A 24,501-nucleotide genomic window follows, 5' to 3' on the forward strand; every position below is an offset into this window, starting at 1 on the left:
CGCTCGATTCATTCAGCGTTTCTTTCAGGAAGAACAGGCCTGGGATTGCTATGTCGACATTCTGGCCGGCATCCCCGACAACCACTGATTCCGCTCTCACCCACTAAACTGGAGGAACGCACATGACCACCAAGAAACTCACCACCGCCGCCGGCTGCCCGGTTGTCGACAACCAGAACATCATGACCGCCGGCCCGCGCGGCCCGCAACTGTTGCAGGACGTCTGGTTCCTGGAAAAACTTGCCCATTTCGACCGCGAGGTGATCCCCGAACGGCGCATGCACGCCAAGGGTTCCGGCGCCTTCGGCACGTTCACTGTCACCCACGACATTACGCAATACACCCGGGCCAAGATCTTCAGCCAGGTCGGCAAGAAAACCGAGCTCTTCGTCCGTTTCTCGACCGTCGCCGGCGAGCGCGGCGCGGCCGATGCCGAACGTGACATCCGCGGCTTCGCGATCAAGTTCTATACCGAGGAAGGCAACTGGGATCTGGTCGGCAACAATACGCCGGTCTTCTTCCTGCGCGACCCGCTCAAGTTCCCCGACCTCAACCACGCCGTCAAGCGCGACCCGCGCACCAACCTGCGCAGCGCGCAGAACAACTGGGATTTCTGGACCCTGTTGCCGGAAGCGCTGCACCAGGTCACCATCGTCATGTCCGACCGCGGCATTCCGGCCAGCTATCGCCACATGCACGGCTTCGGTTCGCACACCTTCAGCTTCATCAACGCCAACAACGAACGCTACTGGGTCAAGTTCCACCTGAAGACCCAGCAGGGCATCAAGAACCTGAGCGATGCCGAAGCCGAAGCACTGGTCGGCAAGGATCGCGAAACCCATCAGCGCGATCTGTACGACGCCATCGAAGGCGGCGACTTCCCGAAATGGACGATGTACGTCCAGATCATGCCGGAAGCCGATGCCGAAAAGGTGCCCTACCATCCGTTCGACCTGACCAAGATCTGGCCGCACAAGGATTACCCGCCGATCGAGGTGGGCGTCATGGAACTGAACCGCAATCCGGCCAACTATTTCGCCGAAGTCGAACAGGCTGCCTTCAATCCGGCCAACGTCCCGCCCGGCATCAGCTTCTCGCCGGACAAAATGCTGCAGGGCCGACTGTTCTCCTACGGCGACGCGCAGCGCTATCGCCTCGGGGTCAATCACGGCCATATCCCGGTCAATGCGCCAAAGTGCCCGGTACACAGCTACCACCGCGACGGTGCCATGCGCACCGACGGCAACTTCGGCAGCACGCTGGGCTACGAGCCGAACGGCTACAGCGAATGGCAGGAGCAGCCGGATTACCGCGAGCCGCCGCTGGCGATCAACGGCGCCGCCGATCACTGGAACTTCCGTGAGGACGATGACGACTACTACGCCCAGCCACGCGCCCTGTTCCGGTTGATGACGCCGGCCCAACAGCAGATCCTGTTCGACAACACCGCCCGCGCCATGGGCGATGCACCGGAAGAGGTCAAGCGCCGCCACATCGGCAACTGCACCAAGTGCGACCCGGCCTACGGGGCCGGCATCGCCAAGGCCCTCGGCCTGACCGTCTAGGCTACGCAGCCCGGGGCAACCCGGGCTTTTTTCCGCGCCGAAAAAACAAAAGCCCAACCGTTCAGGATTGGGCTTTTGCATTGAACGACCGGCGACATGTTCTATTTCGCCAAGTTGAACAATGGCTCGCTGATCGATTTACTCAAGACATCAAGTCGGGCCGGCGCCGGGAAAATCCAGCCCGCCCGGCCCAAAGCTCACTTGAGGGACATCAGGTAGGCGATGACGTCGGCGCGAGAAGCCGACTCGGCCAATCCGTCGTATTTCATTTTGCCGCCGGCGACGATTTTCTTCGGCTGGGCGATATAGGCATCGATTTTCTCCGGCGCCCAGGTGATGCCACTCTGCTTCATCGCCTCGGAGTAACCGGAAAAGTCGGCAATCGAGCCGGCCTTCCGACCATTCAGACCGGCCAGGCTGGGACCTTTCTTGTTCTTGCCCGGTACCACGCTGTGGCAATCGCCGCATTCCTCGGCAAAGACATCGACGCCTTTTTTGGCATCACCCACGGCCCAGGCCGACGATGCGGAAAGGACAGCCGAAACGCCGAGGGCGAGGCAGATTTTTTGCATTTTCATCAGTCGATTTCCTGCCTTAAATGGAAGTCCAGAGGAACAGCATGGTCGTATTGTTATCGCTGGCCCGACGCTCGTTGTGATCCGCGTCGAGGTAGCTCGAGCCGCCCATATAGCGGCTGTAGCCGGTGTATTGAATTCCCAGGCGGACATTGGCCCACGGCGACAGCCACGAACCTTCCTTGCCCCACGGCGTTACATCGGCCTGCAGCACGTAGCCGGAAGTATTCGGCGTTCCGGACAGCGAACTGACGCCATCCCGCGGCGCCGCCGAAGTCCCGTTGCGCGTTGCATCGCTGTTGCCGCGCGTATCGAACAGGCCGGCCGTCGCGCCCCAGGTCTGGTTGTAGTGATAGGAGGTCGCCACCCGGAACTGGTTGATGCTTCCCTTGCCGCTATCGGACTCGCCGAGCACGCCATTGGTGTAGTTCAGGGTCTGCCATTCCTTCACATAACTGGCATTGACCGAGAAAACATGTTGCCGGTTGCCCAGATACTGATAGGCCGCATCGATGCCCAGATCGCGATAGCGGTCCGCCGTGCCGAGATCGCCCCGGTCGGGTTGCAGGCTGGCATTGAAGCCGAACAGGCCGATCGAGAAGTTGTCTTTCTTCATGTCCTTGAAATAGGCAACCCGCCCGTAGGTACCGAGACCTTTGAACCGGCCGGCATCGCCGGCATTGATCATGTTCAGCCCGGTTTTTGAAAGCGTGTTGTAGAGGCCCAGTTCGGCGTAAATGCTGTTGTCGAAGAAGGCGTAGGCGTTGGCGCCGGCGACGCTGCCGCCAAGGCTCTCGACCAGGGGCGACGGCCCGAAGCCACCACCGAAATCGGACGAGGTATAGGGAAAGCGCCATTGACCGAGGGTGTTGAAGGGGTCGGTCAGCGTCGGATTGGAATTCAGCGAAAGGCCGAGCGTCGTTTCCTTGCCGCCGAGTTGCAGGGTGCGGGCATAGCGGACATCGACCTGGTCGAGCGACCACTTGCGCTCAACGCCGGAATAGGTGGACTGAACGAAGGCGCCAACGTTGTCAGCCAGGCGACCGGCCAGGAACAGCGAGCCTTCCTGGACCGCGGCATTGTTGTTGGTGTCGTAATGCTCGACCTTGTCACCTTCGCTGACGTTCTTGGCAGTGCGGGTGATATTGGCGACCAGCATCGCCGACAACGGAATCTTGCCTTCCTTGCCATCCGTGTCGGTATAGCCGCCGATCTTGAACTTGATGCCGTACGGCGTCAGTTGCGGCCCGAAGCTGCCGACGTGGCAGGCAGCGCACTCGGCCCCCGTCTGCCGGGCATAGCTCGGAACGGCCTGGGCCGGCGAGGCGAGCAGGCCGGCCATGGCAGCCACGCCGGCCATGGCAACGACCTTTTGCCAAACGCGGCGCCGGCCGCCCCCTCGTTGAATTGCTGCAAGAATTCTCATGTTGTTCCTCGTCATCGGATGGAGATGGGCCGATTCTCGACGGAGGAAGCTTGCGAATCCCTGACGAAGCAGCGTTCGCCGATCGGCACGTCGTCAGGCATTCGCAAGCTGCGGGCTGACACCATGCAGGCTGGAAAAACTTGGAAAACCGCAATGAGTTCACTCTGGCAACGCTTCCGCGCCCAAAAACCCTGGGCAAAAATCCTCGAAATCGAGACCATCGTGCTGCTATTGATCGGCGGACTGCTAGTGGTCGGCGGCAAACTATCGCTCGACCAGACCAACACCATCGAGTTCTGTACGTCCTGCCACGAGATGAAGGACAACAATTTCGAGGAATACAAGCACACCATCCACGCTATGAACCGAACGGGCGTCAAGGCAACCTGCTCCGACTGCCACGTCCCGCATCAGTTCGTCGACACCATGGTGCGCAAGGTCAAGGCGTCCAACGACGTTTTCCAGCACCTGATGGGCACCATCGATACCAAGGAAAAATTCGAGACGCATCGCCTGGAACTGGCCAAGCGGGTCTGGCTCCGGATGAAGCAAAGCGATTCGCAGGAATGCCGCAACTGCCACGATACCAAGGCAATGTCGCCCGAGTTGCAGGGCAAGACGGCGCAGAAACAGCACCAGAAGCTGGTCACCGGCGAGCGCACCTGCATCGACTGCCACTACGGCATCGCCCACAAGGAACCCGAGGGCGGCCACGAGCCAAGCGAAGTGCTGGAGAAATAACTGGGCAATTTTCTCGGCACCGCGTAAACACCCCCTCCGTGGCACTATTGAACCCTATGCGTATCCTGATTGTTGAAGACGATGCCCTGGTTGCCAGCGGCCTGAAACAGGGCCTCCTGCAACTCGGCTACACGGTCGATGTGGCGACCAGCGCCGAGATGGCCGAAAGCTTCGTTACCGCCGAGAAGTTCGACATGGCGCTGGTCGACATCGGCTTGCCCAAGGCCGATGGCCTGCACTTCGTCCGCCAGCTGCGCGGTCGCGGCGATCATTTGCCGGTGCTGATCCTGACCGCTCGCGAAAGCATGGAGGATACGATCCGCGGCCTCGATGCCGGGGCCGACGATTACATGACCAAACCCTACCGGCTGCCGGAAGTGGCGGCGCGGATGCGCGCCCTGATCCGCCGCTCGAATGCCGTCACCGACGCCTGCCTGCGCCACGACGGGGTGACCCTCGACACCAGCTCGCATACCGCCACGCTGAACGACGAGCCGCTCGATCTGACCAACCGCGAATGGGCCATTCTCGAAATGTTGTTGATGGCCTCACCAGCCGTCGTCAGCAAGGAAAAGCTGGTGCAAAGCCTGGCCGGCTGGGACAAGGACATCACCGCCAACGCCATCGAAGTGCACGTCTCCCGGCTACGCAACAAACTGTTCGCCGGCAACATCGTCATCCGGACGGTGCGCGGCATAGGATACCGAGTCGATGCACCTGCCAACTAACCGGACCGGTCACTGGGGGCTACGCCAGCGCCTGCTCGTCGCGCTGCTGATCCCGCTGATCCTGATCCTGATCGCCAGTTCGATGTTCGACTATCGCCTGGCCAAGCAGACCGCCAATGCAGCGCACGACCAGGGCCTGGCCGACAGCATCTTCGATCTGGAATCGCACATCCGCAAACAGCGCAACCCGGCCTTCCTCGACCTGACCGAGGAGACCGAAGCGATGCTGCGCAGCAACGCACCCGACATGCTGTATTTCTCGATCCGCAATGCCGATGGAGAAGTCCTCGCCGGCGACAGCAATTTACCCGGATTCGCGATGCCGACCGACGATGAGGTCGCGTTCTCCGATGGCGTCCACCTCGGCAAGGCGGTGCGGATCGCCGTCCACCGTCTGAAACTGCCGGCCGGCGATATCTACATCGTCGTCATGGAAACCACCGAGAAGCGGATTCTGTCGAGCCAGCGCATTCTGACGGCGATGGTCCTGCCCAACCTGGCGGTGATTTTCGCCACCTTGCTTGCCGTGTTCTTCGGCGTCAGGCAGGGTCTGCTCCCGCTGCGTGCCGTCGAACTCGAAATAGCCGCCCGCTCGGTCAATGACCTGCGCGAAATCGAACTGGCCGGGACCCCATCGGAAATCCACCCGATGCTGCGGCGGTTGAACGAACTGTTTGCCCTGCTCCGTGAATCGGTCGAAATCCAGCAACGTTTTATCGCCGATGCGGCCCACCAGCTCCGCACACCGCTGGCCGGCTTGCAGATGCAACTCGACCTGGCGGCCGGCGAGGGCGCCTTCAACAACAATAGCGAGCGACTCGGGCACATCGAAGAAGCGACGGCGCGGATCGGCCACCTGCTGGCCCAGTTGCTGGCCTATGCCCGGGCGGAAACATCGAATGCCATAGCCGCTTCGTTTGAAGCGGTGGCGCTCGACCAGCTGGTCGAAAAATCCGCCTCGACCTTCCTTGATGCGGCCCTGGTCAAGGATATCGACCTCGGCTTTGAAATAGCGCCGGCCACCGTTCGCGGGCTTTCCTGGATGTTGCAGGAGGCACTCGGCAACCTGATCGACAACGCCATCCGCTACACGCCCCATGGCGGCATCATCACCGTGCGCTGCGGCGAAGCCGACGGCCAGGCTTTTGTCGAAGTCGAGGACAGCGGCCCGGGAATCTCCGAAGAGCACCTCAAGCAGGTGTTCGAGCGCTTCTACCGCATTCCCGGCTCACCCGGCAACGGCTGCGGTCTCGGCCTGCCGATCGTCAGCGAAATTGCCCAGCTGCACGGCGCGACGGTCGAACTGACTAGCAGCAAAACCGGTGGTCTGCTGGCCCGAATCCGGTTTCTGCACGGACTGGAATCGCCCTCCCCTGCGCAAAACAGACAGGTCTGATCGCCGGCTGTTCATTCGACCGGCATCAAGGGTTAGCACCGATCGCATGATTGACAGAAGGCCATGCCACGGGCAGTCTGAAGGGTCTGGTCTCAAGATGTGCAAGGGAGAATTGCGTGGGGTTCAGCGCCGAACAGGGCAGTGGCGGCAAGCCAACGGTTCAACACGCTGGCAGACATCGCCATAGAATTTATGCGGTGCTTGCCTGGCTGGTTCTTTCCTGCCTCCTTCCCGGCATGATTGCAGCATGCGTTCTATTCATGCGCGACTACGCAGAGGGCCGTGCCCAACTTGAGAAGACGACCATCGCAACGGCGCGGGCCTTGTCGCAAGCAGTCGACAGCCAGCTGCTGAAGGGAATGGCCGCCGCGCAGGCGCTATCGACCGCCGGTGCGCTAACCCGCCAGGACTGGGCAGCGTTCCATGAACGAGCCGGTAGCGTGCTGGCGCTGTCAAAGGCCGGCGACATCGTCGTATTGAGTGACGCAACCGGCCAACAACTGGTCAATACGCTGCGAAAATTCGGCGAGCCTTTACCACGCCACGGCGACATGGCATTGCTTGAGCGCGTTTTTGCTACCGGCAAACCCGTCATTTCCGACATCTATCTCGGCGGCGCGCTGCGCAAGCCGGTCATGAGCATTGACGTACCAATCATCCAAGACGGAAAGGTGGCCTACGACGTCAGCCTCGGCATGCTGCCAGACCGTTTCAACAGCATCCTTTTGGCCCAAAACCTGCCACCGGGCTGGGTTGCCGCCGTCATTGACAGGAACGGCACCCTCGCTGGACGGCTTCCATCACCGGAGAAGTTCATCGGCCAGAAGGGCACTGCCGAGTTCATCCAGAAGATAACGGACGTGCCTGAAGGGGCGATGGAAACGGTCTCGCGCGAAGGGATACCAACGCTATCCGCGTGGAGTCGTTCACCGATAACCGGCTGGAGCGTCGGGATAGGCATACCGCGAGCGGAACTCGAAGCGAGCCTGAGAAAATCGCTGCTAGCCCTGGGGTTAGGCTTTGTGCTTCTTCTACTACTTGGGCTTGCCTTGGCATGGCTAGCTGCCAGAAGAATCGCCGGCGCAGTCCGGGCGCTGACTGCGCCGGCCACGGCGTTGGGTGCTGGCAAGCGGGTGGTGGCGCCGTTGCCCAATATTGTGGAAGCCGCCGAGGTAGCCGAGGCTATCGGGCGCGCATCGGAACTACTGGCCGAGCGCACGGCAGATCTGGAGCAGGCCAACAAGTCCTTGTCGGTGCGTGACGCCGAGTTGAGGGAGGCCCATCGCTTGGCGAGATTCGGCGCGTGGCGATGGAGCATCGAGGCCGGTGCAATGTCGGTATCGGAATCGGTACACACCATATTCGGACGCGAGCTTCCCCCATTTCAGCAACTTAGAGGCAGCCTGCTGCCCGTCGAGTCATGGGAAACGATGCACACGGCGATACAAGACGTCATCCGGACCGGTGTCGGCTGTAGCGCAGAAGTCCCAGCGAACCATGACGGCGGCTACCAGATATGGCTCGATCTCAGGTGCGGCCCCATTCATGGCGCGGACGGGACAATCGTCGGAGTCACGGGGACCATGCTGGACATCACCCAGCGCAAGCAAGCAGAGCTGGCGCTTCAGAGGACGCGGGAAACCTACGTGCAACAACTGGAAGAGGACGTCGCACGGCGCACCATGGAGCTTACCTCCGCCAACGAGGCACTGGATCGCCTCGCCCGTACCGATGCGTTAACCGGCTTGGCAAATCGCACCGTGAGCGACGAACACCTGCACATGGAATTCTTGCGGCTCAAGCGCACCGGAAGTGCATACGCGGTCCTGTTCATCGACATCGACTATTTCAAGAGCATCAATGACACGCACGGCCACGGAATCGGAGACCAAGTGCTACAGCAACTCGCCGGGCTGTTGGCACAATCGATTCGGGAGACCGATCTTGTTGCGCGCTACGGCGGAGAAGAGTTTCTAGCGGTGCTAACCGACACGGACATTGACTCCGCCATGGCCGTTGCCGAGAAGATTCGGCAGACCGTCGCTCAGGAACCGTTTCCGAATGTCGGGCAAGTGACCCTCAGCGTTGGCATCGCGGCTGCGCAATTGGCGGACGAGAACGAAGATGCCGCGGTGCGGCGGGCGGACGAGGCCCTCTATGAAGCAAAACGAACAGGCCGCAACAAGGTTTGTTTTTGCTAAACGCCCCGCACAGGACCAGAAATGGACCAGAAAGGAAAAAGCCCAACCGGTGAGGGCTGGGCTTTTTCCTTGATTCTTTGGTGGTGATGGGCAGAATTGAACTGCCGACCTGTGGGTTATGAATCCACCGCTCTAACCAACTGAGCTACATCACCACGCCTTGAGGGCGCGGATTATAGTTTGCCTGGCTTTACCCGGTCAAGGCATTTGCGCTCGGTTATAATGCGCCCCTTTCCCGATGCTCCGTTGCCGACCGGCGACATTGATTTGCAAAGTAGTTTACCCATGCCAAAGAAATTGTTCATCCGCACTTTCGGGTGCCAGATGAATGAGTACGATTCGGACAAGATGGCCGATGTGCTCAATGCCTCCGAAGGTATCGTCAAGACTGACAATCCCGAAGAAGCCGACATCATCCTGTTCAACACCTGCTCGGTGCGCGAAAAGGCGCAGGAGAAGGTGTTCCACGACCTCGGCCGGGTCCGCCACCTGAAGCAGCTGAACCCGAATCTGGTGATCGGCGTCGGTGGCTGCGTGGCCAGCCAGGAAGGTGACGCGATCATTGCCCGCGCGCCCTACGTCGATATCGTGTTCGGCCCGCAGACGCTGCATCGCCTGCCGCAGCTGATCGCCGAACGCAAGAGCAAGGGCCGGGCCGCCGTCGATGTGTCCTTCCCGGAGATCGAGAAATTCGATTCGATGCCGCCGGCCGAAGTCAAAGGTGCCTCGGCCTTCGTCTCGATCATGGAAGGCTGCTCCAAGTTCTGCACCTTCTGCATCGTGCCCTACACCCGTGGCGGCGAAGTGTCGCGGCCGTTCGAGGATGTGCTGACCGAAGTCGCCGGGCTGGCGGCCAATGGCGTCAGCGAAGTCACGCTGCTCGGCCAGAACGTCAATGCCTATCGCGGTACGATGGCGGGCTCGGAAGAGTTTGCCGACCTCGCCATCCTGATCGAGTACATCGCCGAAATCCCCGGCATCGAGCGCATCCGCTACACCACCTCGCACCCGCGCGAAATGTCGCAACGGCTGATCGACACCTACGCCAAGGTGCCGAAGCTGGTCTCGCATCTGCATCTGCCGGTCCAGTCGGGCGCCGACCGCGTGCTGGCGGCGATGAAGCGCGGCTACACGGCGATCGAGTACAAGTCGATCATCCGCAAGCTGCGGGCGGCGCGGCCGGACATTTCGCTGTCTTCCGACTTCATCGTCGGCTTCCCCGGCGAGACCGACGAGGATTTCGAAAAGACCATGAAGCTGATCGACGAGGTCGGTTTCGACAACTCGTTCTCCTTCGTCTACAGCCCACGGCCCGGCACGCCGGCGGTCGAGATGGAAGATTCGACCCCGGGCAACGTCAAATCCGCCCGCCTGAGCCGCCTGCAGAAACGCATCGAGGAACAGGCGCAGGTGATCAGCCAGGCCATGGTCGGCGGCATCCAGCGGGTGCTGGTCGAAGGCACCTCGCGCAAGGATGTTCTTGAACTGGCCGGGCGTACCGACAACAACCGGATCGTCAATTTCATCGGCAATCCGCGGCTGATCAACACTTTCGTCGATGTCCGCATCACTAGTGCGCTGCCGCACAGCCTGAGAGGCGAAATTGTCATCCGAGAAGAGTAAGCCGGCACCGAAAAGCCGGCCGGTGGAAGTTTCGCTGGCACCGGTGGACAACGTATTGCTGGCCAACTTGTGCGGCCCGCTCGACGAGAACATCCGGCAGATCGAAACCGGTTTCGACGTGACCATCCAGCGCCGCAACGAACGCTTCTCGGTGCGCGGCGAGCAGGCCCAAGTGACGGCCGATGCCATCCGCCACTTTTACGGCATGGCGCGGGCGCCACTGTCGGTCGATGAAATCCAGCTCGGCCTGATCGAACTGCTCAACGCGCCGGTCCGCCGCATTTCGCGCGGCGCCGAAGGCCCGATCGACGGGCCGCAATTGATCACCCGCAAAACCGAACTGCACGGCCGCACGCCGCGCCAGGTGGCTTACCTGAAGGCGATCCAGGAACACGACATCACCTTCGGCATCGGCCCGGCCGGCACCGGCAAGACCTACCTCGCCGTGGCCAGCGCAGTCGATGCACTGGAGCGCGATCTGGTCGAGCGCATCATCCTGACCCGCCCGGCGGTCGAAGCCGGCGAACGGCTCGGCTTTCTGCCCGGCGACCTGACGCAGAAGATCGACCCGTATCTCAGACCACTGTACGACGCCCTCTACGACCTGATGGGCCATGACCGGGTCAGCAAGCTGTACGAAAAGAACGCCATCGAGATCGCCCCGCTCGCCTTCATGCGCGGCCGGACGCTGAACCACGCCTTCATCATTCTCGACGAGGCGCAGAACACGACGCCTGAACAGATGAAGATGTTCCTGACCCGCATCGGCATCGGCGCCAAGGCAGTCGTTACCGGCGACCTGACCCAGATCGACCTGCCGAAGGGCCAGAAAAGCGGCCTGCGCGAAGCGCGCGACATCCTGAAGGACGTCCGCGGCCTGGCCTTTACCGAATTTCTGAAGGAAGACGTGGTGCGCCACCCGCTGGTTGCCCGTATCGTCGCTGCCTATGAATCCCAAACCAAGCAAACGCCTTAACCTGTCGGTGCAATATGCCTGTAACCGGGCCGGTTTACCCTTGCGCGCCGATTTCGTGCGCTGGGCCCGGGCGGCGCTGGTCGGCGGCGGCGAAGTTGCCATCCGGCTGGTCGAAGCCGATGAGGGGCAGGCACTGAACAAGGAGTATCGCGGCAAGGACTACGCGACCAACGTGTTGTCATTTCCGTATGACAGCGAACCGATCGTCAGCGGCGATCTAGTGATCTGTCCAACGGTCGTGGCGGCCGAGGCAGCCGAGCAGAACAAGCCGCTGGCCGCCCACTACGCCCACCTGGTGGTGCATGGTATGCTGCATTTGCAGGGCTGGGATCATGACAACGACAATGATGCCGAAGCCATGGAAAACGAAGAAAAGGAGATTCTCGCCGCGATGGGTTATCCAGACCCGTATGCGGTTTAAACATTATGGACAGTGACAGTAAACCGAGTTTCATTGAACGACTGACTTCCCTGCTGCTGCGCGAACCCGAAGACCGCGAGCAGCTGCTAGAAATTTTGCACTCGGCCTACGAGCGCAACCTGATGGACGCCGATGCGCTGACCATCATCGAAGGCGCCCTCGCCGTCTCCGAAACCCGCGTCACCGACGTCATGGTGCCGCGTGCCCAGATGGACGTCATCGACATCGACGACCCGATGAGCGAGATCGTCCCGATCGTCATCGATGCCGCCCACTCGCGCTTTCCGGTGGTCGATGGCGACCGCGACAACGTGCTCGGCATCCTGCTCGCCAAGGATCTGCTGCGCCTGCAAACCGAAGAAAATTTTGAACTGCGCGACTGGTTGCGCCCGGCCGTCTTCATCCCCGAATCGAAACGCCTGAACGTGCTGCTCCGCGAGTTCCGCGTGTCGCGCAACCACATGGCCATCGTCGTCAATGAATACGGCGGCGTCGCCGGCCTGGTCACCATCGAGGACGTGCTCGAACAGATCGTCGGCGACATCGAGGACGAATACGACTTCGACGAAACGCACGACAACATCCGCCTCGACTCCACCGGCCGCTACCGGGTCAAGGCGCGAACCGAGATCGAAGACTTCAACAAGGCCTTCGCGACGGACTTCTCCGACGAGGAGTTCGACACCGTCGGCGGCCTGGTTCTTCGCCACCTGGGCCGCGTCCCCAAGCGCAACGAGATCATCGATATCGACGGCGTGCGCTTCCAGGTCCTGCGCGCCGATAGCCGTCGCCTGTACACGCTGCTGGTCGACCAACACAAACAGCCAACCGGCACTGATGCTGCAACTGCCTGAGCGGCCGCTACAGCGCTTTGGTCTGGCCGCGCTGATCGGCGCAACGGGCGTGCTGTGCTTCGCTCCGGCCGGTCTTTTCTGGCTGGCGCCGCTCATCTGGTGCGGCCTGTTTGCCCTGCTCGACCGCGCCGGCTCGCCTAGGGAAGCGCTGCTCACCGGGCTGAGCTTCGGCCTCGGCTTTTTCCTGACCGGCGTCTCCTGGGTCTATGTCAGCCTTTCGGTCTTCGGCGGCATGCCGTGGTGGCTGGCCGGCATCGCCGCCTTCCTGTTCTGCGGCGTGATGGCGCTGTTTCCGATGCTGGCCGGCGGAATTTTCAAGCGCTGGCAGCCGGAGCGCTTCTGGCAACAGGCGCTTTTTTTCGCCGCGCTGATTGCCGCGGCGGACTGGCTGCGCAGCTGGATCTTCACCGGCTTCCCCTGGCTGGCCGTCGGCTACAGCCAGGCGCCGCCCAGCCCGCTGGCCGGTTTTGCCCCGTTGTTCGGCGTCCATGGCCTGAGTCTGCTGATCGCCCTGGCCGGCGCCCTGCTGTTGCGCTGGCGGATCGGTCTGGTGTTTATCGCCGTGAGCGCCGGCATCGGCTTCGCGCTGCAACAAGTGGCATGGACCACGCCGGTCGGCCAGCCGATCAGCGTCGCGCTGATCCAGGGCAACATTCCGCAGGAAATGAAGTTCCGCCCGGAAGCCTTCATCCGCACCCTGAATCTTTACCGCGAACTGATCGAAAACAACCCGGCCCAACTGACCCTGTTGCCGGAAACCGCGCTGCCCGCCTTTTTCGACCAATTGCCGCCGACTTATATCGACGCCCTGAAAGCGACCGCCCAAGCCAACGGCGGCGACCTCATCCTCGGCACCCTGACCGGCCAAGGCGAGCGCTACTGGAACAGCGCGATCAGCATCGGCAGCTCGCCGCTGCAGGTGTACAGCAAGACCCATCTGGTGCCGTTCGGCGAAACCATTCCGGCCGGCTTCTCGTGGTTCATGGACATTGCCAGCATCCCGATGTCATCATTTTCGCGCGGCCCGGACGTCCAGCCGCCGCTCGCCGTCGCCGGTCGGCAGGTGGCGGTGAACATCTGTTACGAAGACGTGTTCGGCGAAGAGATCATCCGCTCGCTGCCGCAAGCCGGCATTCTCGCCAATCTCTCGAACACCGCGTGGTTCGGCCATTCGCTGGCCCAACCGCAGCATTTGCAGATCGCCCGGATGCGCGCCAGCGAAACCGGCCGGCCGATGTTGCGGGCAACCAATACCGGCATGACTGCGGTGATCGCCGCCAACGGTTCGCTCCAGGCCGTTCTGCCGGCCTTCACGCAAGGCGTGCTGAAGGCGGAGGTCCGGGCGTATCAGGGCATGACGCCCTACGCCCGGTTCGGCAACCTCGGGTTTCTGGTGCTGGCCGGCCTGTGCCTGCTGGCCAGCCAGTTGCCGAGGCGCCGCCAGAGGCTGTTCAGGTAGTGCGCAAACGCTGAACCGCCTGTTCCAGGCGCAGCTTTTCGGCCAGCACCTTGGACGAGTAACGGCGCCCCGGATCGTTCGTCGCCCCGCCAAACTGCTGCAAGCCTTCTTCCAGGCCACCGAAGCGACGGATCGACTCATCCAGCACCTTAGCGCCGACCTGAACATTGACCAGCGGGTCGAGGAAGGCGGCGCGGTCGGCCTCCTCGGGCAGTTTGTCCATATGGAAGCGCGGCACCACCTGCATCAGGCCTTGCGCCCCGAAAACGCTCTGGGAGAAGGGATTGAAACCTGATTCGACTCCGATCACGGCGATGATCAGCAGCGGATCGAGATGCAAATCGCGGCCGACCGCCTGAGCTGTCGCAAAAATCGGTTGCAGAGCATCGGTCGAAACGCGATAGCGTCGCGAGACATAATCGAGCGCGCCGCGCATCCGCGGACTTAGCGAGCCGACCGTCGTTTCGACCGGCGACTCGGGAAGCACCTCTTCGCTGACCGAAGCGGCCGCCAGGGGGAGCACCGACTGCAGTTCGTCGGTCAGGCCAAGATAGCCGGTCTGCAGGCCGATGAGGCCGATGACGAAAACCAGACCAGCCACCATCAAGAATTTTTGAAACAGGGTAGAAACCACATTGGAAACCCGCTGAAGCGCGGGGGAGAGAAAAGTCGTAGTAGACATGCGACCTCCTTCACTGTTGCCCCTGCGGAAAAACTTCTCCCGCAGCGAACGGTTACAGGGGATACGTCATCGGCGGGCAAGGTGATGAATCAGCCCGAATCCCGCACGGCGCCATGCTTGGCACCCGACGCGACCGATGTTGCACCGCAACATAATTCACAGTCTATTGATTCTATTGGATTTTGTCAAGTCACCGCCTTTTACCGGGGAATAGAGGCATTGCGCCGCACCAATTCCCCAGCCAAAATTTCCGGCCTGAACTCGGCCGAAAAACCGGCTCGGTTCCCGCCGAAACAGGGGCACCCGGGCCGGCGAGGCGCCCTGCCGGATGATGGCAAAAGCTTGTAAAATCCGAGGTCTTCCGTCTTTTCGAGGGCGTCCGATGACGACCAGCAACAAACCGACCTTTCAGGAAATCATCCTGCGTCTGCAGCAATACTGGAGCCAGCAAGGCTGCGCCCTGCTGCAACCTTACGATATGGAAGTCGGTGCCGGCACCAGCCACACCGCCACCTTCCTGCGCGCCATCGGCCCGGAGCCGTGGAAAGCCGCCTACGTCCAGCCCTCGCGCCGCCCCAAGGACGGCCGCTACGGCGAGAACCCGAACCGCATGCAGCACTACTACCAGTTCCAGGTGGTGTTGAAGCCGGCGCCGGCCAACATCCTCGAGCTCTACCTCGGCTCGCTCGAAGCGCTCGGTTTCGACCTTAAGAAGAACGATGTGCGTTTCGTAGAGGACGACTGGGAAAACCCGACGCTGGGCGCCTGGGGCCTCGGCTGGGAAGTGTGGATGAACGGCATGGAAGTGACCCAGTTCACCTACTTCCAGCAGGTCGGCGGCATCGACTGCAAGCCGATCACCGGCGAAATCACCTATGGCATCGAACGTCTGGCGATGTACCTGCAAGGCGTCGAAAACGTCTTTGATCTGACCTGGACGGCGGGCCTGACCTACGGCGACGTCTATCACCAAAACGAAGTCGAGCAATCGGCCTACAACTTCGAGCACTCCGATGCCGATTTCCTGTTCACCGCCTTCGGTGCCCACGAGAAACAGGCGCAGCACCTGATGGGCGCGCAACTGCCGCTGCCGGCCTACGAACAGGTGTTGAAGGCGGCACACACCTTCAACCTGCTCGATGCCCGCGGCGCCATTTCGGTCACCGAGCGCGCCGCCTATATCGGCCGCATCCGCAACCTGGCGCGCGCCGTCGCCCAGGCCTACCTCGACAGTCGCGCCCGCCTCGGCTTCCCGATGGCGCCGAAGGAATGGGCCGCCGAAGTCCTCGCCCAGATTGAAAAGAAAGCTGCCTGATATGTCGTCCAAGAATCTGCTCGTTGAACTGTTCGTCGAGGAACTGCCGCCCAAGGCGCTGAAGAAACTGGGCGAGGTGTTCTCGCAGACCCTCGCTCAATCGCTGAAGAATGCCGGCCTGGCCACCTCGACCGCTGCCGTTACCGCCTATGCCTCGCCGCGCCGGCTGGCCGCCCACGTCACCGAAGTCGCCGCCGTTGCCGCCGACAAGCCGGTGGCGCAGAAGCTGATGCCGGTCGCCGTCGGCCTCGACGCCGCCGGCAACGCCACCCCTGCCCTGCTCAAGAAGCTCGCCGCACTCGGCGCCGACGCTTCCGCCGTGGCAAAACTGCGCCGCGAAAACGACGGCAAGGCCGACGTGCTGTTCTACGACAGCCTGGCCAAGGGCGCGACGCTGGCCGACGGCCTGCAGAAGGCGCTGGAAGCCGCGCTCGCCGCGCTGCCGATTCCCAAGGTGATGACCTATCAACTGCAGGACGGCTGGAGCAGCGTCAATTTCGTGCGACCAGCCCATGGCCTGGTCGCCCTGCACGGCGCCGATGTCGTGCCGCTCGCCATCCTCGGCCTGACCTCCGGTCGTACAACGCACGGCCATCGCTTTGAAGCCAGCGTCGATCCGGTCGTCTTCGCCAACGCCGACGAATACGCCGCCAAGCTGGCCAGCGAGGGCGCCGTGATCGCCTCGTTCGCCGAGCGCCGGGCTGAAATCGCCCGCCAGCTCGCTGCCGCGGCCGCCCAGGCCGGCGGCAAGCCGATTGACGACGACGCCCTGCTCGACGAAGTCACCGCGCTGGTCGAGCGCCCGAATGTCCTGATCGGCCAGTTCGAAGAGGAATTCCTCGCCGTGCCGCAGGAATGCCTGATCCTGACCATGAAGGCCAACCAGAAATACTTCCCGCTGCTCGACGCGGCCGGCAAGCTGACCAACAAGTTCCTGTTGGTCAGCAACATCAGCCCGGCCGACGCCAGCGCCGTGATCGGCGGCAACGAGCGCGTCGTCCGGCCCCGGTTGGCCGATGCCAAGTTTTTCTTCGACCAGGACCGCAAGAAGACGCTGGAATCGCGCGTCCTCGGGCTGGCCAAGGTTGTTTATCACAACAAGCTGGGCACCCAAGGCGAGCGCGTACAACGGGTCTGCGCCATCGCCAAGGCGATCGGCCTGCAACTGGGCGGCGAAACCGTCGCCGTGCTGGCCGAACAGGCCGCGCTGCTCGCCAAGGCCGACCTGCTGACCGACATGGTCGGCGAGTTCCCCGAGCTGCAGGGCACCATGGGCCGCTACTACGCGTTGCATGACGGTCTCGCCAGCGACATCGCCGACGCCATCGAAGACCACTACAAGCCGCGTTTTGCCGGCGACACGCTGCCACGAGGCCAGGTCGGCACCATCGTCGCGCTGGCCGACAAGCTGGAAACGTTGGTCGGCATGTTCGGCATCGGCCAGATCCCGACCGGCGACCGCGACCCGTTCGCGCTGCGCCGGCATGCGCTGGGCGCCATCCGGATGCTCAGCGAAGGCGACCTGAATTTGCCGCTCAACGCGCTGCTGGCCGCCGTAGCCGGCGTGTTTGCCTCGGTCGATGGCTTCAAGCCGGCCGAAGCGGCACTTGCCGATTTCATCTACGACCGCCTGGCCGGCAGCCTGCGCGAACAGGGTTACACGGCGCAAGAGGTCGATGCCGTGGTCAGCCAGCGGCCGCAACGCCTCGGCGACATTCCGAAGCGTCTGGCCGCGGTACGGGCCTTCTCGGCCCTGCCGGAAGCCGCCGCGCTGGCCGCCGCCAACAAGCGGGTCGGCAACATCCTGAAAAAGGTCGAGGACAGCGTCGATCCGTGGGTCGATAACGCACTGCTCAAGGAAGCCGCCGAAATCGCCCTGCACGCGGCGTTGGTCGATGTCGTGCCGCAAGCCGACGCCGCCTTCGTCACCGGCGACTACACCGAGTCGCTGCAGGCCCTGGCCGCGCTACGCGCCCCGGTCGATGCCTTCTTCGACGGGGTCATGGTCAATGCCGACGACCTGGCACTGCGCGCCAACCGCCTCGGCCTGCTCGCCAAGCTGCATCTGGCGATGAACCAGGTCGCCGACATTTCGAAGCTCTCGACATGAAACTCGTCATCCTCGACCGCGACGGCGTGATCAACTTCGATTCGGCCCAGTTCATCAAGAACCCGGCCGAATGGAAGCCGATCCCCGGCAGCCTGGAAGCGATCGCCCAGCTCAACCAGAGCGGTTACAAGGTGGTCGTGGCGACCAATCAGTCCGGCATCGGACGTGGCCTGTTCGACATGGACACGCTGAACCAGATCCATGAAAAGATGCACAAGGCGCTATACACGCTGGGCGGACGGATCGATGCGATTTTCTACTGCCCGCACGCCGCCGACTCCGACTGCGAGTGCCGCAAGCCGAAGCCCGGCATGTTCAAGCGGATTTCGCAGACCCTGAATATCGACCTGAACGGCGTACCAGCCATCGGTGATTCGCTGCGCGACCTGCAGGCCGGCGTCGCACTGGGTTGCCAGCCGATCCTGGTGCATACCGGCAAGGGCGACAAGACCAAGGCCGAAGGCAATCTGCCGGAAGGCACCCTGGAGTTCGCCGACCTCGCCCAGGCGGTCGACTGGATCCTGCGTAAAGGCAAGGCATGATCGCCATCCGCTCGACGCTGTTCATGGTCTACGCCTTCTTCTGGTCGTTGGCCACCATTCCGCTGGTGATGTTTTCCGCCCTCGTGCTGCGCGGCCTCTGGGGTTATCGCGCCGGCAAGCTGTGGCGCCTCGGCATCCAGGCGGGCGTCGAAAACCTGCTCGGCATCCGTCCCCGGGTAATCGGCCTGGAAAACATGCCGGCCGAGCCCTGCGTCATCCTCGCCAAGCACCAGTCGGCGTGGGAAACGATGACCATTCAGGACTATGTGCCGAACGGCGCCTACTGCGTCTTCGTGCTGAAGAAGGAACTGCTGCGCATTCCGCTGCTCGGCTGGGGCCTGGCCGCCATGAAGATGATTTCGATCGACCGCAAGGCCGGCCGGGATGCCCTCGACCAAGTGGTCAACCAGGGGCGCGAGCGCCTGCAACAGGGCTTCTACGTCATCATCTTTCCCGAGGGCACCCGCGTCGCCCCCGGCCAGACCAAACGCTACAAGGCAGGCGGCGCCTATCTCGCCGCCCGCGTCGGCTGCAAGGTCGTGCCGATCGCCCACGACGCCGGCGAACTCTGGCCGCGCCAGGCTTTCCTGAAGAAGCCCGGACAGATCACGATGAGCATCGGCCCGGCCTTCGACGCCACCGGGATGTCCGAACAGCAGGTCAACCAGCGCGCCGAAGCCTGGATCGAAGCGGAAATGCGCCGCATCTCGCCGCACCGCTATTCCGATGCCACTACCGGCCAGTCCTGAACCCACCCACCGCATCGTCATTGCCGGGCTGGCCGTCGCCTATCACCTGAAGCGCAGCCAGCGCCGGACCATCGGCCTGGCCATCGACCATCGCGGCCTGCGCGTCGGGGCGCCCCTGCGCGCCCGCCAGGGCGACATCGAGGCACTGATCCACCAGCACGGCCAATGGGTGCTCGACAAGCTTGCCGCCTGGCGCGACCGCCCGCCCCCGGGCAAACTGATGGTGACCGACGGCACGGTGATTTCGGTCGTCGGCGCGCCATTGACCGTCGCTCTCGTCCCGGCCAGCCGCGCCCGCTGGCAGCTTGCCGGCGACCGGGTCGAACTCAGCCCGTCGCCAAGCACCGACGCCAACCAGTTGCTGGAAAAGGCCCTGCGCGAGAAAGCCCGCCAGCTATTCGCCGAACGGCTCGCTCATTACGCGCCGCAGCTCGGCGTGCCGCCCCCGCCGCTCCGCCTTTCCTCGGCCCGCACCCGCTGGGGCAGCTGCAGCCACCGCGGCGGGATCGCGCTCAACTGGCGGCTGATCTTTATGCCGCTGGCGCTGATCGATTACGTGGTCAACCACGAACTCGCCCACCTCAAGGAAATGAACCACAGCCCGCGCTTCTGGTCTGTGGTGGAACAACTTTGTCCGGACTGGCGCGCCCGCCGGCTGGAACTGCGGCAACTCGGCCGCACCATCCCAACCATCTGAACAAGCAAGGAAAACAGCATGCGCATTCTGCACACCATGATCCGCGTCGGCGATCTCGACCGCTCCATCGCTTTCTATACCGAAATCCTCGGCATGCAGCTGCTGCGCCGCCACGACTACCCGGAAGGCCGCTTCACGCTGGCTTTCGTCGGCTACGGTCCGGAAGAAAACGAGGCGGTTCTGGAACTGACCCACAACTGGGATACGCCGGCGTACGACCTGGGCAATGGCTACGGTCACGTGGCGCTGGCCGTCCCGGATGCCGCCGCGGCCTGCAGCGAAATAGCCAAACGCGGCGGCAAGGTGGTCCGCCCGGCCGGGCCGATGAAGCATGGCAGCACCGTCATTGCCTTCGTCGAAGACCCGGACGGCTACAAGATCGAACTGATCGAAAAACGGGCGTAAGCAAGGCGAATCCAGCCGGTCGCCGCCGCTTGGCGTGGCCGGCTTTGGTCTTTACACAACTTTACCGAATCGACCATCACTTTTTTGCCTCGCCATACCGTTATCAAGAACAAGAAGATAACGGTATGAAAGGGGAATAAAAATGGTAGCGGCAATCGGCTCGGGTTCAAGCAGTGTTTCCAGTGCCAGCAGTGGCAACAATTCGCAGATAGCCGCACTGGAAAAGCAGTTGGCGGCCCTGCAAAAGCAATTGACCAACGCCCAGAAGGACGCCTCGACGGAGGCTGGCGCGGAGAAAGTAAAGCTCATCCAGCAACAGATCGCCGAGTTGCAGGCGAAGATCGCCCAACTGAAAGCCCAGAAAGAGAGCGGCACCAGCAGCGGGACGACGGAGGCCACACCAGAGGCCAAATCGTCCAGCGCCTCATCCGACTCGGCCATCGGGACAAACGTCGATACCTTCGTCTAGCGCTGGCTCACTGGCGGTCGGATCAGTTGAGGCCAGCCTGGTGGTGTCCTTGGCGTTGAGTCAGCGGCTTGACCCGTGGCTGCGGCGGTTCCCGTTTCGGCAATTGCCCGTGCAAGGCGCGCGGCGCACCCCGCGCGCCACTCGCGACATAGTCGGCCAACAGAGCCGAGCGAGCGGTCGGCGCCGGCCAGCCGCTGCGGGTTACCAGATAATCGAAGAGAAGATCGACCAGCGATTCCGGGGTCAGGCCGGTCGTCTTCCCGGTGCTTTGCCACAGCCAGTCGGAAAAATCGAGAAACGCCTGAAACGGTGAAGGTTCGGAGTGGGCCGCAGCCTCCCCCGACGCCGGTTGCCGCTGACCGAGCAGCAGCGGCAGGGTCTGCTTGAACCGTCCCGAGTTGGCGAGCATGTCCCAGTAGCGCGCGAAGCGGCCGAAGCGCTGCACGGTGGCTGCATCAACGGCCTCGGTTTGGCGCACGGAGTACGGCGGGTTTTCGTCATAAACCATGCCGTACTCGGCGGTGTGCCGGGTAATCGGGGTGCCGCGCAAGCGTTTCAAGATGCCCAGTTGAATTTCGTGCGGCCGCAGGTCATACAGGCGGTCGAACCCGGCGGCAAAGCTTTCCAGCGTTTCGCCGGGCAAGCCGAAAATCAGATCGGTGTGCAGGTGAGCATGCGACGCCTCGACCAGCCAGCGCAGATTAGCCTCCGCCTTGGCGTTGTCCTGCCGGCGCGAGATGCGTTGCTGGACGTCGACGTTGAAACTTTGGATACCCACCTCGAACTGCAGCACGCCGGGCGGAAACCGGGCGATCATCGCCTTGAGCCGGTCTGGCAGATGGTCCGGAACGACTTCGAAATGAACGAACAGTGCGTCAGCCGGCGAGGTGGCATCGGCGGCAGGCAGTCGGTCGAGAAAGAACTGCAGGATACGGACCGAAACATCGATTTTCAGGTTGAAGGTTCGGTCGACAAACTTGAAATTGCGCGCCCCGCGCCGATACAAGCCGTCCATCTCGGCCAGGAAGCGCTCGAGATCAAAGGCCCAGGCGGTCTTGTCGAGAGCGCTCAAACAGAACTCGCACTTGAACGGACAACCGCGCGAAGCCTCGACGTAGAGCAGGCGATGCGCCAGATCGGCAGCGGAATACTCGGCGTAGGGCAGCACCAACAGATCGAGTGCCGGCTGCTCGCCGGCGATCACCTTGCTCAAGGGACGCGGGCCATGCAGCAGAGCCCGGCACAGCTTGGCAAAGCTCAGATCGCCCCAGCCGGTAATGACATGATCGGCCAGCCGGGTGATCTCTTGTTCATTGGTTTCATGGCTAACCTCGGGACCACCGAGAATCACCTTGATGTCTGGCCGCGCAGCCTTGAGCAAGCGCAGCACTGCCGTCGTCTGCAACACATTCCAGATATAGACGCCGAAACCGATGATCGGCGGCGTAGTTGCCGGCCCGGGCACGAGCAGCAACAGCTCATCGACGATTTCCTGAGCCGGGCGGCCAATGGTGAATTCGCGCAACGCGGTCCGTGGCTTCAGGTCGCCCATGTTGGCCAGCAGGTAGCGCAAGCCCAGGGAGGCATGAATGTACTTGGCGTTGAGCGTCGTCAGGACAATGCTCGGCGGATTGATCACGGAAAAAACTCGGCTAACAAAAAGCCCGGCTTGCGCCGGGCTTTTTTCGTTCAGAAAACGATGTGAGCAGTATTACTCAGGCTTGATGTTGCTAGCCTGCAGGCCCTTCGGGCCGGTCGTCACGTCGAAGCTGACTTTCTGGCCTTCGGCCAGGGTCTTGAAGCCGCTGGAGACAATTGCTGAAAAATGTGCAAAAAGGTCTTCACCACCCTGGTCCGGCGTAATAAAACCAAAACCCTTTGAATCATTGAACCACTTGACGGTACCTGTTGCCATGCCTTGAATCTCCAAAAATTAAACGGGGCTTAGCCCCTACGTAGGGCGAATATCAAGACAGCACGGTACAGAAGGGGTATTGCGCCGCATAAAGCGGATACCAAACCAACATACGACAGCAGCACTTGAAAATCGCTGAACCTCACTATGCCTTGCATTTGATCTGAGGACAAATGGTATTTGCTGAAAATCGCAGTTAATTCTGAAATAACTCCTTATTTCACCGCAAATTGGCCATACCGACCCTGGCAACCGGGTGGACCGCTGCGCCAAGTCAGGGTCGGCCGGTGCAATATAAAGTAAGCTTATATGCTTAATTACACACGAAGGCTGAGCTGGACGCATGGCGGGAAGATTTTTTGACGACAGCCAAAGTCATCGCTAAAACCGTTCCGACCAGTCCGCCACCCGACACCGACCGCTAGATGACCAATCAATCCGCTACCCCTTTCCTTGGCCTCGCTCCTTTCCTGCGCATGAGCATCGCCGGCGGCGATCTGCGCCAAGTCGCCCAGAGCCTACTTGAGCAAGCCGGCAACGAGCAGACCAATGCCGCTCTGTGGATGAATCTGTCCACCGCTTTTTTCTCCATCGGCCAAAGAGAGATGGGCTTGTCGATACAGGAACAGGCGCTGCTACTGCAGCGTACCTACCGGATTCCGGCGCCCCGGCAGCCGGCCCGCTTTCGCCTGCTGATGCTGATGGCGGCCGGCGATCTGGCTGAAAACACGCCGCTCGACTGCCTGCTCGAAAATGGCGATATCGACCTGATCTTTTATTACGCCAGCCCCGACGCCCCGCTGCCGCCGAGCCTGCCGGCCCACGACGCCCTGCTCGTCGCGATTGCCGATGGCGAGGCCAACCGCCCGATCCTGCAAGGACTCGAAGCCTTGCTGCGCGATTGGCCCAAGCCGGTGCTCAACGCCCCCCAGCACATTCCGAATACCGAACGGGGTGCCGCCAGCGCGCTGCTCCAGCAGATTCCCGGCTTGTTGATGCCGCCCACCCGGCAGATCAGCCGCGCCGCGCTGCAGGCGATCGCCGGCGGCGATGCCCGGTTGAGCGACGTCTTCGACGACTGCCAGTTTCCGGTCATCCTGCGCCCGGTCGGCTCCCAGGCCGGCCGCGACCTGGCCAGGATCGACGATCTTCAAGACATCACGCGCTATCTGGCCGGCGTCGCCGACCCGAGCTTTTATCTGTCGCGCTTCATCGATTACACCGACGCCAATGGCGTCTTCCGCAAATACCGGATTGCACTGATTGCCGGTCAGCCGTTCGCCTGTCACATGGGCATCTCGGCGCACTGGATGATTCACTACGTCAATGCCGGGATGTACGAAGACAGTGCCAAGCGCCTCGAAGAAGCGGCCTTCATGGACAATTTTTCCGCCTTCGCCGAACGCCATGGCGACGCGCTCAAGGCGATTTATCAGCGCGCCAAGCTCGACTACCTGTGTATCGACTGCGCCGAAACGCGGGACGGCGAGCTGCTGATCTTCGAAATCGACCACGTCATGGTGGTGCACGCCATGGACCCCGCCGACCTCTTTCCCTACAAGCAGGAACACATGCTGAAAGTCCGCCGGGCGTTCGAGAATCTGCTTTTCGGCCTGAGCGCACCTCAGCCGCTGGCACTGTGAACGGGCCAC

At 62.2% G+C, this 24,501-nt stretch carries 23 protein-coding genes and 1 tRNA gene; 18 read left to right on the top strand and 6 right to left on the bottom strand.

Annotation, left to right across the window (positions count from 1 at the left end; translation table 11 throughout):
* The first annotated feature begins 122 nt into the window (after window positions 1-122).
* The gene (locus tag ACLIKD_RS15505; protein WP_428825767.1) at window positions 123-1,565 is read left to right on the top strand and encodes a catalase; all 1,443 of its coding nucleotides are present in this window, start codon (window positions 123-125) and stop codon (window positions 1,563-1,565) included.
* 197 nt (window positions 1,566-1,762) lie between these two features.
* Here ACLIKD_RS15505 and ACLIKD_RS15510 read toward each other — a convergent pair whose 3' ends face one another.
* Both ACLIKD_RS15510 and ACLIKD_RS15515 read right to left on the bottom strand, forming a co-directional pair.
* On the bottom strand, window positions 1,763-2,143 hold the full coding sequence (locus tag ACLIKD_RS15510; protein ID WP_428825768.1) for a c-type cytochrome: 381 nt from the start codon (window positions 2,141-2,143) through the stop codon (window positions 1,763-1,765).
* A gap of 16 nt (window positions 2,144-2,159) precedes the next feature.
* Window positions 2,160-3,566 (bottom strand): cytochrome C, encoded by a 1,407-nt coding sequence (locus tag ACLIKD_RS15515; protein ID WP_428825769.1) that lies wholly within the window; start codon window positions 3,564-3,566, stop codon window positions 2,160-2,162.
* Window positions 3,567-3,719: 153 nt separating this feature from the next.
* Between ACLIKD_RS15515 and ACLIKD_RS15520 the strand changes: the two genes are divergently transcribed.
* The 4 genes from ACLIKD_RS15520 (at window position 3,720) to ACLIKD_RS15535 (ending at window position 8,632) form a co-directional block, all read left to right on the top strand.
* Complete coding sequence (locus tag ACLIKD_RS15520) at window positions 3,720-4,307, top strand: NapC/NirT family cytochrome c (protein WP_428825770.1); 588 nt, start codon at window positions 3,720-3,722, stop codon at window positions 4,305-4,307.
* 56 nt (window positions 4,308-4,363) lie between these two features.
* Window positions 4,364-5,035: a response regulator gene (locus tag ACLIKD_RS15525; protein WP_428825771.1), complete on the top strand. Its 672-nt coding sequence runs from the start codon at window positions 4,364-4,366 to the stop codon at window positions 5,033-5,035.
* Complete coding sequence (locus ACLIKD_RS15530) at window positions 5,019-6,431, top strand: sensor histidine kinase (RefSeq protein ID WP_428825772.1); 1,413 nt, start codon at window positions 5,019-5,021, stop codon at window positions 6,429-6,431. The genes ACLIKD_RS15525 and ACLIKD_RS15530 overlap by 17 nt, the downstream gene beginning before the upstream one ends.
* A gap of 116 nt (window positions 6,432-6,547) precedes the next feature.
* Window positions 6,548-8,632, top strand: a complete 2,085-nt coding sequence (locus tag ACLIKD_RS15535) for a diguanylate cyclase (protein WP_428825773.1) — start codon at window positions 6,548-6,550, stop codon at window positions 8,630-8,632.
* A gap of 78 nt (window positions 8,633-8,710) precedes the next feature.
* On the opposite strand, the gene ACLIKD_RS15540 is transcribed toward ACLIKD_RS15535, so the two are convergent.
* A tRNA-Met gene (locus tag ACLIKD_RS15540) sits at window positions 8,711-8,787 on the bottom strand.
* A gap of 130 nt (window positions 8,788-8,917) precedes the next feature.
* On the opposite strand from ACLIKD_RS15540, the gene miaB reads away from it, so the two are divergent.
* The 5 genes from miaB to lnt are packed head-to-tail and all read left to right on the top strand — an operon-like array spanning window position 8,918 to window position 13,965.
* Window positions 8,918-10,255 carry a tRNA (N6-isopentenyl adenosine(37)-C2)-methylthiotransferase MiaB gene (miaB, locus tag ACLIKD_RS15545; RefSeq protein ID WP_226417149.1) on the top strand — a complete coding sequence of 446 codons (1,338 nt, stop codon included), beginning with the start codon at window positions 8,918-8,920 and terminating at the stop codon, window positions 10,253-10,255.
* A gap of 22 nt (window positions 10,256-10,277) precedes the next feature.
* Entirely contained in the window at window positions 10,278-11,231 is a 954-nt protein-coding gene (locus tag ACLIKD_RS15550) for a PhoH family protein (RefSeq protein ID WP_428825774.1), read from the top strand.
* Window positions 11,203-11,652, top strand: a complete 450-nt coding sequence (gene ybeY / locus ACLIKD_RS15555) for an rRNA maturation RNase YbeY (RefSeq protein WP_226417151.1) — start codon at window positions 11,203-11,205, stop codon at window positions 11,650-11,652. Before ACLIKD_RS15550 ends, ybeY begins: the two co-directional genes overlap by 29 nt.
* Before the next feature lie 5 nt (window positions 11,653-11,657).
* On the top strand, window positions 11,658-12,506 hold the full coding sequence (locus ACLIKD_RS15560; protein WP_428825775.1) for an HlyC/CorC family transporter: 849 nt from the start codon (window positions 11,658-11,660) through the stop codon (window positions 12,504-12,506).
* Window positions 12,490-13,965 carry an apolipoprotein N-acyltransferase gene (gene lnt / locus ACLIKD_RS15565; protein ID WP_428825776.1) on the top strand — a complete coding sequence of 492 codons (1,476 nt, stop codon included), beginning with the start codon at window positions 12,490-12,492 and terminating at the stop codon, window positions 13,963-13,965. Before ACLIKD_RS15560 ends, lnt begins: the two co-directional genes overlap by 17 nt.
* Here lnt and ACLIKD_RS15570 read toward each other — a convergent pair.
* On the bottom strand, window positions 13,958-14,647 hold the full coding sequence (locus tag ACLIKD_RS15570) for a transglycosylase SLT domain-containing protein (protein WP_428825777.1): 690 nt from the start codon (window positions 14,645-14,647) through the stop codon (window positions 13,958-13,960). The two genes, lnt and ACLIKD_RS15570, sit on opposite strands and share 8 nt — an antisense overlap.
* Window positions 14,648-15,029: 382 nt before the next feature.
* Between ACLIKD_RS15570 and glyQ the strand changes: the two genes are divergently transcribed.
* The 7 genes from glyQ to ACLIKD_RS15605 all read left to right on the top strand — a co-directional run bounded on the left by glyQ (window position 15,030) and on the right by ACLIKD_RS15605 (window position 20,934).
* A complete protein-coding gene (gene glyQ, locus ACLIKD_RS15575; RefSeq protein ID WP_428825778.1) occupies window positions 15,030-15,962 on the top strand; it encodes a glycine--tRNA ligase subunit alpha in 933 nt (310 codons plus the stop codon).
* 1 nt (window position 15,963) lies between these two features.
* Window positions 15,964-18,072, top strand: a complete 2,109-nt coding sequence (gene glyS / locus ACLIKD_RS15580; protein ID WP_428825779.1) for a glycine--tRNA ligase subunit beta — start codon at window positions 15,964-15,966, stop codon at window positions 18,070-18,072.
* Window positions 18,069-18,614, top strand: a complete 546-nt coding sequence (gmhB, locus tag ACLIKD_RS15585; protein WP_226417157.1) for a D-glycero-beta-D-manno-heptose 1,7-bisphosphate 7-phosphatase — start codon at window positions 18,069-18,071, stop codon at window positions 18,612-18,614. The genes glyS and gmhB overlap by 4 nt, the downstream gene beginning before the upstream one ends.
* A complete protein-coding gene (locus ACLIKD_RS15590) occupies window positions 18,611-19,363 on the top strand; it encodes a lysophospholipid acyltransferase family protein (RefSeq protein ID WP_428825780.1) in 753 nt (250 codons plus the stop codon). Before gmhB ends, ACLIKD_RS15590 begins: the two co-directional genes overlap by 4 nt.
* On the top strand, window positions 19,341-20,060 hold the full coding sequence (locus ACLIKD_RS15595; RefSeq protein WP_428825781.1) for a M48 family metallopeptidase: 720 nt from the start codon (window positions 19,341-19,343) through the stop codon (window positions 20,058-20,060). Before ACLIKD_RS15590 ends, ACLIKD_RS15595 begins: the two co-directional genes overlap by 23 nt.
* Before the next feature lie 18 nt (window positions 20,061-20,078).
* Window positions 20,079-20,465: a lactoylglutathione lyase gene (gene gloA, locus ACLIKD_RS15600; RefSeq protein ID WP_226471627.1), complete on the top strand. Its 387-nt coding sequence runs from the start codon at window positions 20,079-20,081 to the stop codon at window positions 20,463-20,465.
* A gap of 142 nt (window positions 20,466-20,607) precedes the next feature.
* Entirely contained in the window at window positions 20,608-20,934 is a 327-nt protein-coding gene (locus tag ACLIKD_RS15605) for a FlxA-like family protein (RefSeq protein ID WP_428825782.1), read from the top strand.
* A gap of 22 nt (window positions 20,935-20,956) precedes the next feature.
* Here the strand turns inward: ACLIKD_RS15605 and ACLIKD_RS15610 are convergent, their stop codons facing one another.
* Both ACLIKD_RS15610 and ACLIKD_RS15615 read right to left on the bottom strand, forming a co-directional pair.
* Window positions 20,957-22,573, bottom strand: a complete 1,617-nt coding sequence (locus tag ACLIKD_RS15610) for a DUF4080 domain-containing protein (protein WP_428825783.1) — start codon at window positions 22,571-22,573, stop codon at window positions 20,957-20,959.
* A 72-nt stretch (window positions 22,574-22,645) separates the two neighbouring features.
* Entirely contained in the window at window positions 22,646-22,849 is a 204-nt protein-coding gene (locus tag ACLIKD_RS15615; protein ID WP_226417163.1) for a cold-shock protein, read from the bottom strand.
* Between the two features lie 425 nt (window positions 22,850-23,274).
* Here ACLIKD_RS15615 and ACLIKD_RS15620 point away from each other — a divergent pair, with 425 nt between their 5' ends.
* Window positions 23,275-24,492: an ATP-grasp domain-containing protein gene (locus tag ACLIKD_RS15620; protein WP_428825784.1), complete on the top strand. Its 1,218-nt coding sequence runs from the start codon at window positions 23,275-23,277 to the stop codon at window positions 24,490-24,492.
* Window positions 24,493-24,501: the final 9 nt, after the last annotated feature.

The sequence above is a fragment of the Azonexus sp. IMCC34842 genome (assembly GCF_050368855.1).
Taxonomy (GTDB): domain Bacteria; phylum Pseudomonadota; class Gammaproteobacteria; order Burkholderiales; family Rhodocyclaceae; genus Azonexus; species Azonexus denitrificans_A.

What these genes read in the sequence shown, in the direction of transcription:
- ACLIKD_RS15505 (WP_428825767.1), top strand. Translation starts at nt 123, where the DNA reads ATGACCACCAAGAAACTCACCACCGCCGCCGGCTGCCCGGTTGTCGAC.
- ACLIKD_RS15510 (WP_428825768.1), bottom strand. Translation starts at nt 2,143, where the DNA reads ATGAAAATGCAAAAAATCTGCCTCGCCCTCGGCGTTTCGGCTGTCCTT.
- ACLIKD_RS15515 (WP_428825769.1), bottom strand. Translation starts at nt 3,566, where the DNA reads ATGAGAATTCTTGCAGCAATTCAACGAGGGGGCGGCCGGCGCCGCGTT.
- ACLIKD_RS15520 (WP_428825770.1), top strand. Translation starts at nt 3,720, where the DNA reads ATGAGTTCACTCTGGCAACGCTTCCGCGCCCAAAAACCCTGGGCAAAA.
- ACLIKD_RS15525 (WP_428825771.1), top strand. Translation starts at nt 4,364, where the DNA reads ATGCGTATCCTGATTGTTGAAGACGATGCCCTGGTTGCCAGCGGCCTG.
- ACLIKD_RS15530 (WP_428825772.1), top strand. Translation starts at nt 5,019, where the DNA reads ATGCACCTGCCAACTAACCGGACCGGTCACTGGGGGCTACGCCAGCGC.
- miaB (WP_226417149.1), top strand. Translation starts at nt 8,918, where the DNA reads ATGCCAAAGAAATTGTTCATCCGCACTTTCGGGTGCCAGATGAATGAG.
- ybeY (WP_226417151.1), top strand. Translation starts at nt 11,203, where the DNA reads ATGAATCCCAAACCAAGCAAACGCCTTAACCTGTCGGTGCAATATGCC.
- ACLIKD_RS15560 (WP_428825775.1), top strand. Translation starts at nt 11,658, where the DNA reads ATGGACAGTGACAGTAAACCGAGTTTCATTGAACGACTGACTTCCCTG.
- lnt (WP_428825776.1), top strand. Translation starts at nt 12,490, where the DNA reads ATGCTGCAACTGCCTGAGCGGCCGCTACAGCGCTTTGGTCTGGCCGCG.
- ACLIKD_RS15570 (WP_428825777.1), bottom strand. Translation starts at nt 14,647, where the DNA reads ATGTCTACTACGACTTTTCTCTCCCCCGCGCTTCAGCGGGTTTCCAAT.
- glyQ (WP_428825778.1), top strand. Translation starts at nt 15,030, where the DNA reads ATGACGACCAGCAACAAACCGACCTTTCAGGAAATCATCCTGCGTCTG.
- glyS (WP_428825779.1), top strand. Translation starts at nt 15,964, where the DNA reads ATGTCGTCCAAGAATCTGCTCGTTGAACTGTTCGTCGAGGAACTGCCG.
- gmhB (WP_226417157.1), top strand. Translation starts at nt 18,069, where the DNA reads ATGAAACTCGTCATCCTCGACCGCGACGGCGTGATCAACTTCGATTCG.
- ACLIKD_RS15590 (WP_428825780.1), top strand. Translation starts at nt 18,611, where the DNA reads ATGATCGCCATCCGCTCGACGCTGTTCATGGTCTACGCCTTCTTCTGG.
- ACLIKD_RS15595 (WP_428825781.1), top strand. Translation starts at nt 19,341, where the DNA reads ATGCCACTACCGGCCAGTCCTGAACCCACCCACCGCATCGTCATTGCC.
- gloA (WP_226471627.1), top strand. Translation starts at nt 20,079, where the DNA reads ATGCGCATTCTGCACACCATGATCCGCGTCGGCGATCTCGACCGCTCC.
- ACLIKD_RS15605 (WP_428825782.1), top strand. Translation starts at nt 20,608, where the DNA reads ATGGTAGCGGCAATCGGCTCGGGTTCAAGCAGTGTTTCCAGTGCCAGC.
- ACLIKD_RS15615 (WP_226417163.1), bottom strand. Translation starts at nt 22,849, where the DNA reads ATGGCAACAGGTACCGTCAAGTGGTTCAATGATTCAAAGGGTTTTGGT.
- ACLIKD_RS15620 (WP_428825784.1), top strand. Translation starts at nt 23,275, where the DNA reads ATGACCAATCAATCCGCTACCCCTTTCCTTGGCCTCGCTCCTTTCCTG.